The organism is Halorhodospira sp. 9621 (assembly GCF_022228055.1).
In the GTDB taxonomy this organism is placed as follows: Bacteria; Pseudomonadota; Gammaproteobacteria; order Nitrococcales; family Halorhodospiraceae; genus Halorhodospira; species Halorhodospira halophila_A.
Genome location: NZ_JAJNRD010000022.1, coordinates 1 through 15,668 on the forward strand (window position 1 = coordinate 1; position 15,668 = coordinate 15,668).

Genomic DNA, 15,668 nt, shown 5'->3' on the forward strand with positions numbered 1-15,668 from the left:
GCCCCTTTTTCACTGACCCGCGCAAACCGACGCTTGCCCACCTGCAAGAGGCACCCGACGCCGGCCTCCAGGCGCGCCTTGGGATCCTCCACGCGCTCACCGTCGACCCGCACCGCCCCTTGTCGGACCATGCGCAGCCCTTCGGAGGTCGAGCCGACCAACCCCGCCTCCTTGAGCGCCGTGGCGATGCCGATCCCGCCCTGCTCATCATAGGACAGGGTGACGTGCGGCACATCCTCCGGGACGGCGCCGTGCCGGAACCGCGCGACGAAGGCCTCACGCGCCCGCTCGGCCTCCGCCCGCCCGCGGAAGCGCTCGGCCAGCTCGAAGGCCAGGGCGTCCTTGGCATCCCGCGGGTTCATCCCCTCCTCGCTAATGCGGCGCTGCATCGCCTCGACCTCATCCCAGGGGCGCAGGCTAAGGAGCTCGAAATAACGCCACATGAGCTCATCCGAGATGGACATCAGCTTGGCGTAGATGTCCTCCGCGGACTCCTTCACACCCACGTAGTTGCCCAGCGACTTGGACATCTTCTTGTGACCATCGAGACCGACGAGCAGGGGCATGGTCATCACCGTCTGCGGCTTCTGCCCGAACTGACGCTGGAGCTCGCGGCCGACGAGCAGATTGAAGCGCTGATCCGTGCCTCCCAGTTCGAAATCGGCCTCCAGCGCCACCGAGTCGTAGCCCTGGATCAGGGGGTAGAGGAACTCGTGGATCGCAATCGCCGAACCGGCCTGGTAGCGCTGGTGGAAGTCGTCGCGCTCGAGCATGCGCGCGACGGTGTAGCGGGAGGCGAGCTGGATCAGATCCCCAGCCTGCATGGTGCCCATCCAATCGGAGTTGAACACCAGCCGCGTGCGCTCCGGATCGAGGATGGCGTAGATCTGCTCCTCGTAGGTACGCGCGTTTTCTCGCACCTCCTCCGGGGTCAGCGCCGGCCGGGTGGCGCTCTTGCCGCTCGGATCCCCGATGGTGGCGGTGAAATCGCCGATCAGGAACAAGACCTCGTGACCGAGGTCCTGAAACTGCCGAAGCTTGTTGATCAGCACCGTGTGGCCGAGGTGAAGATCCGGCGCGGTGGGATCGAAGCCGGCCTTAATGCGCAGCCGCTTGCCCGACTCCAGGCGCTCTTCGAGCTCCGCCTCCGGGATGATCTCCTCGACCCCGCGCCGGATCAGCGCCCGTGCATCTTCCTTCGTCATGCCTCGCCCCCTGCCCATCACTATGTAAAATCGCGTATTGTACCGTAACCCCCGGATTGTGGCCGAGCCCGGCGCCGCGTCAGTGGCTGCCGCGCACGCTCGCCCGGGACCGATCCCGCGAAGCGCCGACTGGAGCCTAGCCCCGTGCAGACCCGACTGACCGAGCTCGATTTCAAGGGCCGCCGGCCCGCGACGGGCCGACGCCGCCGGCACCGCCGCCCCGTGCTGCGCATCGCTGCCATCACCGGCAGCGCGAGCGCCGCCGCCGTCCTGATCTGGCTCTGGATGGATGGCTCACCGTCCCCGCAAGGGTCCCCAGCCGACTCCGAACTGGTGCTGCCCCCCGCCGAGGCCGCACCGGCCACCGCAGGCACGCGCACGGACAACGCCAACGGCCTTGAGGAGGCGCCGGCCGGCCGACTGACCACCCTGGCGCTCGCCCCTGCAGCCGACGAAAGCGATCCGCTGCCGGCCTCGACCGAAAGGGAAGACGAGGCGGCGCGGGCCGACGTACGCCCAGAGCTGGAGGAACACGAGGTCACGGTCCGCTCCGGCGACAGTTTTGCTCGCATCCTCTCCCGGGCCGGGCACACCGCCGGTGACGTGCAGCGCATCCTCAACGCCGGCGAGCCCGCCGAGTCCGCGCTCACGCGCCTGCGCCCGGGACAGACCCTGACCCTGCTGCGCGACGACGAGGGGACGTTGGCCGGGGTGCGTTTCGCCATGGCCCCCGAGCAGAAGCTGCTCGTCCGCCGCGGCGATGACGGCTTCGAGGCGAAGACCGTGCCCCGGGAATTGGAGCGCGAACTGCGCCAGGTCGAGGGGACGATTGAGGGCTCGCTGTTTCTCTCCGCCCGCCGTTCCGGCTTGGACGATCGGATGATCATGCAGCTCGCCCGGGTTCTCGATGGCGACATCGACCTGGGGCGGGACCTGCGTAGCGGCGACACCTTCTCCGTGCTCTACGAGCGCACCCTTGGCCCCGATGGGCAGACGCTGCGCAAGCGCCTCAAGGCGATGCGCCTGGAAGGCGCCCGCAAGACGCTGGAGGCGCTGCGCTTCGAGGACCCGGACGGCCGGGTGAGCTTCTACACCCCGGACGGCACCAGCCTGGCGCGGACCTTCACCCGCTACCCCCTGGATTTCGAGCGAATCAGCTCCCACTTCGATCGCAATCGCCGCCACCCGATCCTCGGCGTGCGCCGGCCCCACCTGGGCGTGGATCTGGCTGCGCCCACCGGCACACCGGTGCGCGCCGCCGCCGACGGGCGCGTGGTGGAGCGCCGCCGCAACGGGGGCTACGGCCGGGTGATCACCCTGCGCCACGGCGAACGCTACCAGACCCTGTACGCCCACCTGTCGCGCTACGCCTCGGGCCTGAGCGTGGGCGACCGCGTCCAGCGCGGCGAGGTCATCGGCTACGTGGGGGCCACCGGGCAGGCCACTGGCCCGCACCTGCACTACGAGTTCATCGACAACGGCCGCCACCGCAACCCGGTAACCGTGGACCTGCCCCGCGCCGAGCCGCTGCCCGACGAGCATCGCAGCGCCTTCCGCGAGCACGCCGCGCCGCTGCTGGCGAGCCTGCGCGGCGAGTCGTCGGCGGACATCCAGCTGGCCAGCGGTGAGGAGCGCCGTTGAGCGAACGTGGCGCCGAGGGAGGCTACATCGGCCTGATGTCGGGTACCAGTGTCGACGGCATCGACGCCGCGCTGCTCCGCCTGGGTGCCGACGGCGCGGTGGGCGATATTGTCGCCAGCGCCTGGAGCCCGCTGAACGACGCCCTCGCCGCTGCGGTCCACGAGGTCGGCGCAGAGACGCCGCTGCACCGGCTCTGCGAGCTGGACCGGCGCCTGGCAGAAGCCTTCGCCGCAGCCGCGGCGGCGCTGCGGCAGCAGGCTCCCGCCGAGCTGCCGGTGCACGCCGTCGGCTGCCACGGCCAGACCGTCTGGCACCAGGGGCCGGACCCCACCACCGGGGAGCCGGGACACAGCCTGCAACTCGGCGACCCGAACCGTATCGCCAGCCGCACCGGGCTACCGGTGGTGGCTGACTTCCGCCGCCGGGATATTGCCGAAGGCGGGCACGGCGCACCGCTGGCGCCCACCTTCCATGCGCATTGTTGGGGGCAGCAGGATGAGGCGGTCGCGGTGGTCAACCTGGGCGGGATCGCCAACCTGACCCTGCTACCGGCCGACGGCGGCCCGGTGATCGGCTTCGACAGCGGGCCGGCCAACACGCTGCTCGACGCTTGGGCGCGCCGCCACCTGGGCGCGCCCTTCGACGCCGACGGCACCTGGGCGGCCAGCGGCCGCGTGGATGCCGCGCTCCTGGCGCGGCTGCGCAGCGACCCCTACTTCGCCCGGCCGGCTCCGAAGAGCACCGGCCGCGAGTACTTCAACGCGGCCTGGCTGCTGAAGCACTGCCAGGGCACCGAGGAGCCGGTGGACGTCCAGGCCACCCTGGCGGAGCTGACAGCCAGCACCGTGGCCGATGCGCTGCACGCGGGAGGGGGCACCCCGCGCCGGGTACGGGTCTGCGGCGGCGGGGCCCGCAACGAGCACCTGATGAGACGGCTACAGGCGCACTGCCCGGGGGCGGACGTGGCCAGCACGGCAGTGCTGGGTATGGACCCGGACTACGTGGAGGCGGCCGCCTTCGCCTGGCTGGCCTGGGCCCGCCTCCACGGCCACCCCGGCAACCTGCCGTCGGTCACCGGAGCACGGCGCCCCGCCGTTCTGGGCGGCGTCTACGCACCGTGACCCCGGCGGCGCGGCTCAGATGGAGAACGAGGAGCCGCAACCACAGGTGGTGGTGGCGTTGGGGTTGCGGATGATGAACTGCTCGCCCTCAAGGCCACTGGAGAAATCGACCTCCGCGCCCTGCAGATAGATGCCGCTGACCGGGTCAACGACGATCTGCACCCCGCGCTTCTCGATGATGGTATCGCCCTCCTCGACGGTCTCGTCGAAGGTAAAACCGTACTGGAAGCCGGAACAGCCGCCGCCGGTGATGAACACGCGCAGCTTCACGTCACCGCCCTGCTCATCCTGGAGCAGCTCGCGGACCTTGTCCGCGGCGGCATCGGTGAAGATCAGCAGCTGATCGTCGGCCGGGGCGTGGGTCTCGGGCTCGGCGATATCGCTCATGGGTGGTCCCTCCGCAGGTGGACGCCGGGGCCGACAGGCCCCTAGCGGATAACATGCATTTTGTAGGCGCCTACCCGCCAGGTCAAACCGGCCCCTAGGGCACGTAGGCCAACCCCTCCAGCCCGGCGGTCTCGTCGAGGCCGAACATCAGATTGAGGTTCTGGACCGCCTGCCCGGCCGCCCCCTTGGTGAGATTGTCGATCACCGAGAGGATCACCGCCCGGTCGCTGCGCCCCGGCGGCTGGTGCAGGCCGATGCGACAGTCGTTGGTGCCCCGGACCCAGCGCGTCTCCGGATGGGCGCCGCGGCCGACGAGGCGGACGAAGGGCTCTTCGGCGTAGCGCTGCCGGTAAAGGGCCTCGAGCTCGTCCAGCGGACGATCCACGGCCACGTGCAGGGTGGCCTGCATGCCACGGGTCATCGGCACCAGATGGGGGACGAAGGTCACATCCACCGGTGCCCCGGCGGTCTGCGCCAGGGTCTGCTCGATCTCCGGCAGGTGGCGGTGGCCGCTGGCGCCGTAAGCCTTGAAGCCCTCGTTGGCCTCGCAGAAGAGGGTGGCCACCTTGGCCGCCCGGCCGGCACCGGAGACACCGGACTTGCAGTCGGCGACCACCGGTCCATCACCGAGCGCACCGACCTCGAGCAGCGGCAGCAGCCCCAGGGCCACGGCCGTGGGGTAGCAGCCCGGATTGGCCACCAGCCGCGCCGCCGGCAGGGCGTCGCGGTAGCGCTCGGGCAAGCCGTAAACGGCCTCTTCAAGCAGCTCGGGACAGCTGTGGGCCATGCCGTACCACTCGTTCCAGACCGCCGGGTCGCGCAGCCGGAAGTCGGCCCCTAGGTCGATCACCCGGCAGCCGGCCTCGAGCAGCGCCGGCGCCGACTCCATGGCAATCCCGTTGGGCGTTGCGAAGAAGACCACATCGCAGCGGCTCAGACGCTCGGTGTCGGGCGCGGTGAAGACATTGTCGACCACCCCCTCGAGCGCCGGCATAAGCTCGTCCACCCGGGTACCGGCCTCGGCCCGCGAGGTGATCTCCGCCAGCCGCAGCCCGGGGTGGCGCGCGACCAGGCGCAGCAGCTCCATGCCGGTATAGCCGGTACCGCCGACAATGCCTACTTCGATCATGGGTCTTTCCTCTCCCCCTGGTTTCCGGTTACTGATAGCCGCATGGGCTCCCGCCGCCACGCGGGCAGGGCCTACAATACGCGCGGAGCCGGCGCCGAGCGAGACGCCGCCCCTATCCAAACGTCAGGAGGACCCGTCGTGCTGTACATCTGGATCCAAGCCTTCCACGTTATCGCGATCGTGACCTGGTTCGCGGCCCTGTTCTACCTGCCCCGGCTGTTCGTCTACCACGCCATGGCCGAGGACGAGATCAGCAACGAGCGTTTCAAGGTCATGGAGCGCAAGCTCTACCGCGGGATCATGAACCCGAGCGCGATTGTCGCCGTGGGCCTGGGCATCTGGATGCTGGTCTTGTTCCCGCAGCTGCTCAACGAGGGGTGGATGCTGACCAAGCTGGCCCTGGTCACCCTGCTGATCGCCTACCACCTGTACTGTGGCCAGCTCCTGCAGGCCTTCGCCGACGACCGCAACGAGCGCAGCCATGTCTGGTACCGGGTCTTCAACGAGTTGCCCGTACTGATCCTGATCTCGGTGGTCGTCCTCGCCGTGGTCAAGCCCTTCTAGACACCCCCAAGCGCACGGGACCCCGCCGGCGTCGCCGACGGGGTCCCGTGCAGCAGCGATCCGCTAGGCGGCGGGCTCAGCCCTCGCCTTCGCCCTCGCCTTCGTTAGCCGCAACCATCTGCATCTGCAGATAGCTGGCCTCGCCGAGCTGGTCCATGAGCTTGATCTGCGTCTCGAGCCAGTCGGCGTGGCCCTCCTCGTCGGCGATCAGGCTGGTGAACAGGTCGCGCGAGGCGTAGTCCTGCACCGACTCGCAATACGCCGCCGCCTCGCGGTAGTAGGCCAGGCTGTCGTGCTCACCGGCCAGGTCCGCCTCGAGCATCTCACGCACGTTCTCGCCGACCTTGAGCTTCTCCAGCTCCTGGAGGTTGGGCAGGCCACCGAGGAAGAGGATACGCTGCATGAACTGGTCGGCGTGCTGCATCTCCTCGATGGACTCCTCGTACTCCTTGGCGCCGAGCTTGTCGAAGCCCCAGTCGTACGCCAGGCGGGAGTGGAGGAAGTACTGGTTAATCGCCGTGAGCTCTTTCTTGAGCCCGCCGTTGAGGTATTCGATGACCTTCTTGTCACTTGCCATGGCGCCCCCTTGTGAACGCGTTCCTGAATGTAACCGTGGTTGATTCTATCAAGGCCCGGGCGCAGCGTCTGTCGATCCGGCGGCCGCCCGGGGGGCAGGCGGCTCCACTGTCACCGGTTCCGGCCCGGTCGAACCGGCAGCACGCCGCTCCAGCGGGCAGTCGGCGCACTCGCCGAGCAGCTGCCGCGCCTCGGGGCCGCATTTGCCGCAGCAACCGGCCACCCCCAGCCGTGTGCGCAGCTCGCGCATGGAGGCGCACCCGCAGGCCACTGCCTCGCGGATCTGCCGCTCGGTTACGGCGTTGCAGATACAGACGTACATGGCAGGCCCCCGATCACTCCGACAAGGGACCATCACACCTTGAACGCGAGTGATTGTCAATTGCGAGGATTTACTTGCCCGCGCGCATCAGTCCGCCGAGTTCGTATTCCTCCAGCGTGCGGCGCAGCATACGCCGGACCTCCTCGGGGGAGTCCATCTCGACGGCGCGGTTGGCCAGCTCGGCAGCGCGGGCGACCGGCACCCGGCGCACCACCCACTTGATGCGCAGCAGGCTCGAGACGCTCATCGACAGCCCCTCGATGCCGAAGCCGACCAGCAGGATCGCCCCCGCCGGATCGCCGGCCATGCCGCCGCAGACGGTCAGGCGCTTGCCGTGACGCCGCGCCGCCTGTGCCACATGGCGCACGGCCCCGAGCACGGCCGGATGGAGCTCGTCGTAGAGCCCGGCAACCCGACTGTTGTTGCGGTCCACCGCCAGCAGATACTGGGTCAGGTCATTGGAGCCGAGGGAGAGGAAGTCGGCCTGATCGCAGTAGCGATCGATCTGGTAGATGGTGGCCGGCACCTCGATCATCACGCCCAGCGGAGGGATGCGCGCCTGGATGCCCTCCTCGGCCAGCTCCTGGCGGGCACGCAGCAGCAGCCGGCGCACATCGGCGATCTCCTCGAGCCGGCTGACCATCGGCAGCAGGATCTGCAGGTTCCCCAGCCCCACGTCAGCGCGCAGCATGGCGCGCAGCTGCGTAAGGAAGATCTCCGGGTGGTCCAGGGTCAGGCGGATGCCGCGCCAGCCCAGGAAGGGGTTCTCTTCCTCGATCGGGAAGTAGGCCAGCGACTTGTCGCCGCCGACGTCCAGCGTGCGCAGGGTTACCGGCTGCGGCGCGAACTGCTCCAACACCCGGCGGTAGAGATCGGCCTGCTCCTCCTCGCCGGGAAAGCGATCGCGGATCAGGAACGGGAACTCGGTGCGGTGCAGTCCAATGCCGTCACAGCCGGCGGCCAGCGACAGGTTGATGTCCGAGATCAGGCCCGTATTGGCGTAGAGGGCGATCGTGCGCCCGTCGGGGCTGGTGGCCGGCTCGTCACGCACCGCCTCAAGCCCCTCGGTGAACTCCGCCTCGTCGCGGATCAGGCGCTGGTACTCATGCTCGACGGTCTCGGTCGGGTCGACGTAGAAGCGCCCGGCGTAGCCATCCACTACCACCGGCCGACCGTCCATCTGCCGGGTGCGCAGGTCGTCGACGCCCATCACCGCGGGGATGCCCAGCGCCCGGGCGAGGATGGCCACATGGGAGTTGCGCGAGCCGGTGGCCGAGACGACGCCGACGAGATGGTCGTGGGGGATCTCGGCGAGCTGCGAGGCGCTCACCTCGTGGCCCACCAGCACGGCCTGATCGGGCAGGGCCTCGACCCGGCCACCCTCGTCGCGCAGCCGCCCGAGGATCCGCCGGCCAAGATCGCGGATGTCGCTCGAGCGCTCGCGCAGGTAAGGGTCGTCCATGTTCTCGAAGACCTGCACGTGCTCACCGATGACCTGGCGCAGCGCCCCGGGCGCCCAGTTGCCGGCGCGGATGCGCTCGACGGTCTCGTTGACCAGGCTGTCGCCCTCGAGCATGCGCAGGTAGACGTCGAAGAGCATCTGCTCGTCGGCGGTGACCGAGGCGGAGATCTGCTGACCGAGCTGGCGAAGCTCCGCCGTGACCTCCGCCACCGCCTGCTCGAAGGCCGCCACCTCGGCTTCCGGGTCGGTGGCGACGCGGTCGGGGATGGCATTGAGATCCGACTGCGCGTAGGGCACCACCGCCGTACCGATGGCCACCCCGGGCGCCCCGGGCAGTCCGCGCAGCGCGCGGCTGTCCTCGGCCACCGGCTCGTCGCCAATACCGTGGATGCCGCCGCTGGCCCGAGCATGGGCGATGGCCCCCGCGAGCTGCGCGGCGAGGGTGACGAGGAAGGCGACCTCGCTCTCCTCGAAGCGGCGCTGCTCCGTCTGCTGGACGACGAGCACGCCGAGCACCGAACGGTAGTGGATGATGGGCACGCCGAGAAAAGAGGAGTAGCGCTCCTCGCCGGTCTCGGGGAAGTAACGAAAACGCGAGTGCGCCGGGGCGTTCTTGAGGTTGATCGGCTCCTCGCGCTCAGCGACCAGGCCGACCAGCCCCTCGGCGGAGGTCAGCCGCACACGGCCCACGGACTCGCTGTTGAGTCCGCGGGTGTCCATGAGCACGAAGTCGCCCTGGGCGGCATCGAGGAGGTAGACCGAGCAGACATCCACCGCCATGGCGTCGGCCACCCGCTCGACGATGATTCGCAGCCCCTGGCGCAGGTTGGGCGCTGCGTTCACTTCCCGGGAGACGCGGTGGAGGATTTCCAGCATGGGGCCCCGCCCTATCGCAATCGTCGCCGCGCCGCCGGCGGGATGGCTGCAGGGGTGCCACCCTCGGTACCGGTTCCGGCCCAGTCACCGGCCTGCAGGCAGCCGGAAAGTTCCTGCAGCGCCTGGCGGTAGACCTGGCGCTTGAAGAAGATGACCTCGTCGACCGGATACCAGTAGTCGACCCAACGCCAGCGGTCAAACTCGGGACGCGGCACCCGGTCGACGCGCACCCGCTGCTCGTCGGCGAGCAGGCGCAGCAGGAACCAGATCTGTTTCTGCCCGATACACCGGCTGCCACGGCGCCGGATCATGCGGCGGGGCAGGCGGTAACGGAGCCAGCGGCGCGTCGCACCGAGCACGGCCACGTCCGAAGGCGTCAGGCCGATCTCCTCGCGCAGTTCGCGGTAGAGCGCCTCCAGCGGGGTCTCGTTGGCCTCGACCCCGCCCTGCGGGAACTGCCAGGCGTCTTCTCCGGCCCGCCGAGCCCATAGCACCTGGCCGTCGTCGTTGGCGACGATGATGCCGACATTGGGCCGAAAGCCGTCAGAATCGACCACCCGGAGACGCCTCCCTACGCGGAAATTGCCGATGTTATTCTTTCACAGGGGGTGCAACCCGGGCAACGTTGCCGCAGGGCCGGGCCCGCCTGATCCCCGCTCCCCACCCACCCGATAACCGGAGGAGGTGCAGTGTCCGTCGCCCTGTTCGACCTGGATAACACTTTGATCGCCGGTGACAGCGACAGCCTGTGGGGCGAGTACCTGGTAGCCCGCGGAGCCGTGGACAGCGAGGCCTTCGCCGAGACCCACCGGCGCTTCCACCAGGACTATATCGAGGGGCGACTGGATATCGACGCCTTCCTCGCCTTCGCCCTCAGCCCCCTGGCCGAGCACCCGGAGGAGCAACTGAACGCCTGGCGTGCCGACTTCGTCCGCGAGTGGATCGAGCCGCTGGTGCTGCCCGCCGCCGAGGCCTTGCTCGACGAGCACCGCCGCGCCGGGCACCGCCTGGCCATCGTCACCGCCACCAACCGCTTCGTCACCGCGCCCATCGCCGAGCGTCTGGGGGTTCCCACACTGCTGGCCACCGAGCCGGAGCGCCGCGACGGCCGCTACACCGGCCGCCACACCGGCACCCCGACCTTCCGCGAGGGCAAAATCCGGGTGGTCGACGCATGGCTGCGCGAGCGCGGGCTGGAGCGGGCCGAGAAGTGGTTCTACAGCGATTCGCTCAACGACCTCCCGCTGCTGCGTCATGTCGAGCACCCGGTGGCCGTGGATCCGGACGAGACCCTACGCAGCGAGGCCCGGCGCAACGGCTGGCCCGTGCTGACCCTGCGCCAGACGGAGACGCCCGAGTGCTGCTCGGCCTGACCCTGCTGCTCGGGTTCCAGCTGCTCGGCGAGGTCATCGCCCGGCTCTTCGGCTTGCCGCTGCCCGGCCCGGTGATCGGCCTGGCCCTGCTGTTCGCCACGCTAATCGCCGTGGGCCGCGTCCCCACGGGGCTGCGCACCGCTGCCGAGGGGCTGCTGCGCTACCTGGCGCTGCTGCTCATCCCAGCGGGGGTGGGCATCCTCCTGCACCTGCCGCGGCTGCAGACGGACGCCGTGGCCATTACCGCGGCGCTGGTGGTCAGCACCGGGGTGGCGCTGGCCGTGACCGCGGCGCTGTTCCAGTGGCGCTGGCTGCGCCGCGGGCGCGCTGGTCGGGCGGAGGACGACGGTGACTGAGGATTTCCAGGACATCTGGGCCTTCCTGGCCGAGAGCCCGCTGCTGGGGCTCACGGTCACCTTGGTGGCGTTCCTGATCGGGCAGGCGCTCTGGCGACGGCTGGGCAACGCCCCGCTGGCCCACCCGGTACTGATCGCCACCGCCCTGCTCATCCCCTTCCTGCTGCTCACCGGCACCGACTACGACACCTATTTCGAAGGGGCTCAGTTCATCCACTTCCTGCTCGGCCCGGCCACCGTGGCCCTAGCCGTGCCGCTGTTCGATCAGCTGCCGCGCATCCGGGAACTGCTGCTGCCGATCACCGTCTCGGTGGTGGCCGGCAGCCTGGCCGCGGCGCTGTCGGCGGTGTGGGTGGGGGCGGCACTGGGCGCCTCGCGGGAGACCCTGCTGTCGCTGGCGCCCAAGTCGGTCACCTCGCCAATCGCCATGGGCATTGCCGAGCGGCTGGGCGGGCTGCCGTCACTGACCGCCGGTCTGGTGCTGATCACCGGCGCGCTGGGCTGTCTGATGGCACCACTGATCTTCCGCCTGCTGCGCATCCACGATGAGGCGGCACGCGGCCTGGCGCTGGGCCTGTCCGCCCACGGCTTCGGCACGGTGCAGGCGTTCAGCAGCAGCGCCGCGGCCGGGGCCTTCGCCGGCTTGGGCCTGGGGCTGGCCGGACTGGTGACCGCCTTCCTGCTGCCGGTGGCCCTGCCTTGGTTGGCGTCAGTCGGCGGCTGAGGCCCGCCGGCGCCGGGCGTACCAGCGCAGCCCACCGGGCAGCACCAGCGCGGCGGCGAGCAGCCCGAGCAGCGGTCCATCGCCGATGCGGGCGTAGGGGGTGACGCCGCTGCGCCGCTCCACCTCGGTAACCAGGGTGGCCACCTCGAACTGCGCCCGTCGCTCCACCACCCCACCGTCGGGACCGATCACCGCGGTGATCCCGGTGTTGGTGGCGCGCAGCATCCAGCGCCCGGCCTCGGCCGCGCGCATGCGCGCCTTCTGCAGGTGCTGATGGGGCGCCAACGAATCGCCAAACCAAGCGTCGTTGCTGACGTTCACCAGCAGATCCACCGCGCCCGCCGTGCGCCGCACGGCGACGGGGTAGGCCACCTCATAGCAGACCGTGGCGCCCAGGCGCAGGCGATCATCGACGGCCAGCGGCTCCGGGCGCGGCCCGGGGCTGTAGTCGGCCATCGGGGCGCCGAGGAAGTCGAGGCTGCGACCAAAGAGATCGCGGAACGGGACATACTCGCCGTAGGGGACCAAGTGGCGCTTGTGGTAGACATCGCGCTGCTCGCCGAGGACCACCACGCTGTTGTGCAACTGCCCGCCGTCCGGAGCCCACTCCCGGTAGGGGATGCCGAGCACCAGCGTCCCCCCGGCCTCGCGGACCCGCTCGGCGACCTGCTCCAGGTACGGCTGTACCGTATCGAAGCGACGCGGTATGGCGGTCTCCGGCCAGACCACCAGGTCCGCCCCGGCGTGCTCGGCGGTCAGCTCAGCGTAGCGGCTCTGGATGCGCTCGAGCTGCACCGGATCCCACTTGATGTCCTGACTGAAGTTGCCCTGGATCAGCGCCGCGCGCACCGGCTCGCCTTGGGCCTCGGTCCACGGCCGGTCCGCTGCCAACCCGGCGGCGACCGCCGCCACAGCCAGCGCCGCCACGCTCGCCCCGCGCCGCCACCCGGGGGCCGTCACCAGCCACGCCGCGGCGCCGGCGAGCAACACCAGCAGGGCGCTCAGCCCGAGCACACCGATCACCGGCGCCAGCCCGGCCAGCGGCGTGTCCAGGGCGGCGTAGCCGACGAACAGCCACGGGAACCCGGTGAACAGCCAGGTACGCAGCCACTCCACCGCCACCCACGCCGCCGGCAGGGTGACCAGCAGGCGCAGCCCGGGGCCGCGCCCCAAACCGCGCCCCAAACCGCGCCCGAGGGCCACCGCCAGCATGGGGAACAGCGCCATAAAGGCGACGAACACCACGGTGACCAGCCCCGAGAGCGCCGGACCGGCACCGCCGTAGTCATTGATGCTGACGAACACCCAGGAGACACCGACGCCGAACTGCCCCAGACCGAAGGCGTAGCCGGCCTGCAGGGCGCGCCGACGCGGTGCCAGCGCGGCCACGGCAAAGAGCACCGCCGGGGCGAGCACCGCCAGCAGCGCCCAGTCCAGCGGCGCGAAGGCCAGCGGCAGCCCGGCTCCGGCCAGGCCAGCGGCGAACACCCCGGCGCGCCCGGCAGCGAGACGCTCAGCCGTCGTCATCGCCCTCGCTCCCCACGGGCATGACCCGCAGCAGGTGGATGCGGCGCTGATCGGCGCGCAGGACGCGGAACTCGAAACCGGCGAAGACGATGCGCTCGCCGCGGCACGGCACGTGTCCGAAGCGCTGCGCCACCAGGCCGCCGACGGTGTCGAGGTCGTCCTCCTTGAGTCCGGCGGAGAGGGCCTCGTTGAACGCCTCGATGGGCGTGACCGCCTTGACGATCCAGCTGCCGTCGTCACGGGCCAGGATGGGGGCATCCTCATCGAAGTCGTGCTCGTCGTCGATCTCGCCGACAATCTGCTCGATCACGTCCTCGATGGTGACGATCCCGGCCAGACCGCCATACTCGTCGACCACCACGGACATGTGGTTGCGGCTCTCGCGGAACTGCTTGAGCAGCGCATCGAGCCGCTTGCTCTCGGGGATGAACAGCACCGGGCGCAGGACCTCGCGCAGCCGGAAGCCGTTGTGCCCCTCCTCGTGGAAGAGGCGCAGCAGGTCCTTGGCCAGGAGGATCCCGATGACGTCGTCCTTGCTCTCGCCGGTGACCGGGAAACGCGAGTAGCCGGTGCGCACGATGGTCGGCAGCAGGTCGCGCGGCTCGGTATCCCGGGCCACAGTGGTGACCTGGGAGCGGGGGATCATGATATCGCGGGCCTGGAGCTCGGAAACATGGAGCACGCCCTCGATCATGGACAGGGCGTCGGCGTCGAGCAGACCGAGCGACTGGCTGCGGCGCAGGTGCTCGACCAGCTCGTCCCGCGAGCGAGGTTCGGGCTGGGTCACCAGCCGGCGCAGGCGATCGCGCCACGAGACGCTCTCGCCAGCGCCGCTGCTACTGTTCGCTTCTCCGTCGGGCATGACCTCTTTCAACGCTCTAAATAGGGGTCCGGCACCCCAAGCGCGGCGAGGAGGCGCCGCTCCTCGGCCTCCATCCGCTCGGCCTGCGCCGGCTCCTCGTGATCGTAGCCCAGCAGATGCAGGGCCCCGTGGACCACCATGTGCGCCCAGTGGTCCGCCTCCGGTTTGCCCTGTTCGCGGGCCTCTTGGGCCACCACCGGGGCGCAGAGGACCAGATCGCCGAGGATCTCTGCCGCTTCGGGAGGCAGGCCCGGCGGTAGCTCGCAGGGGAAGGAAAGCACGTTGGTGGGCTTGTCGCGCCCGCGATACGCGTGGTTGAGCGCCCGGGACTCGTCCTCGTCGACGATGCGCACGGTGAGTTCGCCGCCGCGACCATGCGCATCGAGCACCGGCGCAAGCCAGCGCTGCACCTGCGCGGTGTCCGGCGCCGGCGTCCCGGCGACGTGCTGGAAGGCCAGCTCGAACTCGCTCACTTGCGTCCCTTGCCCGTACCCTGACCGCCGATCTGGCGACTCCGCGAATCGTACGCCTCGACGATGCGCTGCACCAGCGGGTGGCGGACGACATCCGAGGCGGCGAAGAAGGTGAAGCTGACGCCATCCACCTCGTGGAGCACCTCGACCGCATCGCGCAGCCCGGAGGGCTTATCCGGCGGCAGGTCGATCTGGGTGACATCGCCGGTGACCACGGCTGTGGAGCCGAAGCCGATGCGCGTGAGGAACATCTTCATCTGCTCGACGGTGGCATTCTGCGCCTCGTCGAGGATCACGAAGGCGTGATTCAGGGTGCGCCCGCGCATGAACGCCAGGGGCGCAACCTCGATGACGTTGCGCTCGATCAGCCGGCTGACCCGTTCGAAGCCGAGCATCTCGAACAGGGCGTCGTAAAGCGGCCGCAGGTACGGATCGACCTTCTGCGCCATGTCACCGGGCAGGAAGCCGAGGCGCTCACCGGCCTCCACCGCCGGGCGCACCAGGACCACCCGGCGCACTTCCTCGGCCTCCAGGGCCTCGACGGCGCACGCCACCGCGAGGAAGGTCTTGCCGGTGCCGGCGGGACCGATGCCGAAGCTCAGGTCGTTGTCGCGGATGCGCTGCACGTAGGCCCGCTGCCCGGGGCCGCGACCGCGCACGACGGTCTTGCGGGTGCGGATCGCCGCCGCCTCTTCGTCGCGCTCGTCGCGCCGCCGCTGCGCCGGCGCGCTGGCTTCGCTATTGGCCTCCCCATCGGCCTCCTCGTCCGGCTGCCCGGCCTCTTCGTGGAGCTCCTGCAGCCGCGCCTGCTGCAGATAGAGGTGCACGTCCTCCGGCTCGAGGTGCTGCGCGGCAGCGGCCTCGTAGAGTTCCTCAAGCACCTGCCGGGTGACGCGCACCGCCGTGTCCTCGCCGATGACACGGAAGCGATGCCCCTGGTTCTGGATCTCGACCGCCAGGCGCCGTTCGAGCTGGCGGAGGTTCTCGTCGAACTGCCCGCACAGCCGTGCCAGTCGTTCGTTGTCGGCCGGGGTCAGCTCGAGGTCGATAGCTTGCGGCCGGTCGCTCAC

Annotated in this window: 17 protein-coding genes; 6 read left to right on the forward strand and 11 right to left on the reverse strand. The window is 70.0% G+C overall.

Translation table 11 applies throughout. From position 1 onward, the window contains the following. Positions 1 to 1,205, reverse strand: a 1,205-nt coding sequence (gene tyrS, locus LRF89_RS10045) for a tyrosine--tRNA ligase (protein ID WP_201169410.1), incomplete at its 3' end; no start/stop codon positions are given. 144 nt (positions 1,206 to 1,349) lie between these two features. On the opposite strand from tyrS, the gene LRF89_RS13605 reads away from it, so the two are divergent. Together LRF89_RS13605 and LRF89_RS10055 are read left to right on the forward strand one after the other, a co-directional pair. Then, complete coding sequence (locus LRF89_RS13605; protein ID WP_238637015.1) at positions 1,350 to 2,846, forward strand: peptidoglycan DD-metalloendopeptidase family protein; 1,497 nt, start codon at positions 1,350 to 1,352, stop codon at positions 2,844 to 2,846. Further along, positions 2,843 to 3,967, forward strand: coding sequence for an anhydro-N-acetylmuramic acid kinase (locus tag LRF89_RS10055; protein WP_255772042.1), 1,125 nt, complete (start codon positions 2,843 to 2,845; stop codon positions 3,965 to 3,967). Before LRF89_RS13605 ends, LRF89_RS10055 begins: the two co-directional genes overlap by 4 nt. Before the next feature lie 15 nt (positions 3,968 to 3,982). Here LRF89_RS10055 and erpA read toward each other — a convergent pair whose 3' ends face one another. Both erpA and argC read right to left on the reverse strand, forming a co-directional pair. Beyond that, positions 3,983 to 4,354: an iron-sulfur cluster insertion protein ErpA gene (erpA, locus tag LRF89_RS10060; protein WP_201169413.1), complete on the reverse strand. Its 372-nt coding sequence runs from the start codon at positions 4,352 to 4,354 to the stop codon at positions 3,983 to 3,985. Between the two features lie 94 nt (positions 4,355 to 4,448). Then, positions 4,449 to 5,483, reverse strand: a complete 1,035-nt coding sequence (argC, locus tag LRF89_RS10065; protein ID WP_201169415.1) for an N-acetyl-gamma-glutamyl-phosphate reductase — start codon at positions 5,481 to 5,483, stop codon at positions 4,449 to 4,451. Positions 5,484 to 5,621: 138 nt separating this feature from the next. On the opposite strand from argC, the gene hemJ reads away from it, so the two are divergent. Continuing rightward, positions 5,622 to 6,047, forward strand: coding sequence for a protoporphyrinogen oxidase HemJ (gene hemJ, locus LRF89_RS10070; protein ID WP_201169417.1), 426 nt, complete (start codon positions 5,622 to 5,624; stop codon positions 6,045 to 6,047). A gap of 76 nt (positions 6,048 to 6,123) precedes the next feature. Here the strand turns inward: hemJ and bfr are convergent, their stop codons facing one another. The 4 genes from bfr to LRF89_RS10090 form a co-directional block, all read right to left on the reverse strand. Continuing rightward, entirely contained in the window at positions 6,124 to 6,624 is a 501-nt protein-coding gene (bfr, locus tag LRF89_RS10075) for a bacterioferritin (protein WP_201169418.1), read from the reverse strand. 48 nt (positions 6,625 to 6,672) lie between these two features. Then, the gene (locus LRF89_RS10080; protein ID WP_201169420.1) at positions 6,673 to 6,945 is read right to left on the reverse strand and encodes a bacterioferritin-associated ferredoxin; all 273 of its coding nucleotides are present in this window, start codon (positions 6,943 to 6,945) and stop codon (positions 6,673 to 6,675) included. A 70-nt stretch (positions 6,946 to 7,015) separates the two neighbouring features. After that, the gene (ptsP, locus tag LRF89_RS10085; protein ID WP_201169423.1) at positions 7,016 to 9,283 is read right to left on the reverse strand and encodes a phosphoenolpyruvate--protein phosphotransferase; all 2,268 of its coding nucleotides are present in this window, start codon (positions 9,281 to 9,283) and stop codon (positions 7,016 to 7,018) included. Between the two features lie 11 nt (positions 9,284 to 9,294). Beyond that, positions 9,295 to 9,840, reverse strand: coding sequence for an RNA pyrophosphohydrolase (locus LRF89_RS10090; protein WP_201169426.1), 546 nt, complete (start codon positions 9,838 to 9,840; stop codon positions 9,295 to 9,297). Between the two features lie 132 nt (positions 9,841 to 9,972). Here LRF89_RS10090 and LRF89_RS10095 point away from each other — a divergent pair, with 132 nt between their 5' ends. Genes LRF89_RS10095 through LRF89_RS10105 form a run of 3 tightly spaced genes read left to right on the forward strand, consistent with a single transcriptional unit; the run spans position 9,973 to position 11,736 of the window. After that, complete coding sequence (locus LRF89_RS10095; RefSeq protein WP_201169429.1) at positions 9,973 to 10,656, forward strand: HAD-IB family hydrolase; 684 nt, start codon at positions 9,973 to 9,975, stop codon at positions 10,654 to 10,656. Then, positions 10,641 to 11,012: a CidA/LrgA family protein gene (locus LRF89_RS10100; RefSeq protein ID WP_201169431.1), complete on the forward strand. Its 372-nt coding sequence runs from the start codon at positions 10,641 to 10,643 to the stop codon at positions 11,010 to 11,012. Before LRF89_RS10095 ends, LRF89_RS10100 begins: the two co-directional genes overlap by 16 nt. Further along, complete coding sequence (locus tag LRF89_RS10105; RefSeq protein ID WP_201169434.1) at positions 11,005 to 11,736, forward strand: LrgB family protein; 732 nt, start codon at positions 11,005 to 11,007, stop codon at positions 11,734 to 11,736. The genes LRF89_RS10100 and LRF89_RS10105 overlap by 8 nt, the downstream gene beginning before the upstream one ends. Here LRF89_RS10105 and lnt read toward each other — a convergent pair. Genes lnt through LRF89_RS10125 form a run of 4 tightly spaced genes read right to left on the reverse strand, consistent with a single transcriptional unit; the run spans position 11,722 to position 15,668 of the window. Beyond that, positions 11,722 to 13,263 carry an apolipoprotein N-acyltransferase gene (gene lnt / locus LRF89_RS10110; protein WP_238634783.1) on the reverse strand — a complete coding sequence of 514 codons (1,542 nt, stop codon included), beginning with the start codon at positions 13,261 to 13,263 and terminating at the stop codon, positions 11,722 to 11,724. The genes LRF89_RS10105 and lnt overlap by 15 nt on opposite strands. Beyond that, positions 13,250 to 14,125 (reverse strand): HlyC/CorC family transporter, encoded by an 876-nt coding sequence (locus tag LRF89_RS10115; RefSeq protein WP_201241484.1) that lies wholly within the window; start codon positions 14,123 to 14,125, stop codon positions 13,250 to 13,252. Before LRF89_RS10115 ends, lnt begins: the two co-directional genes overlap by 14 nt. 8 nt (positions 14,126 to 14,133) lie before the next feature. Next, positions 14,134 to 14,598: an rRNA maturation RNase YbeY gene (gene ybeY / locus LRF89_RS10120; RefSeq protein WP_201169450.1), complete on the reverse strand. Its 465-nt coding sequence runs from the start codon at positions 14,596 to 14,598 to the stop codon at positions 14,134 to 14,136. Then, positions 14,595 to 15,668, reverse strand: a complete 1,074-nt coding sequence (locus LRF89_RS10125) for a PhoH family protein (protein ID WP_201169452.1) — start codon at positions 15,666 to 15,668, stop codon at positions 14,595 to 14,597. Before LRF89_RS10125 ends, ybeY begins: the two co-directional genes overlap by 4 nt.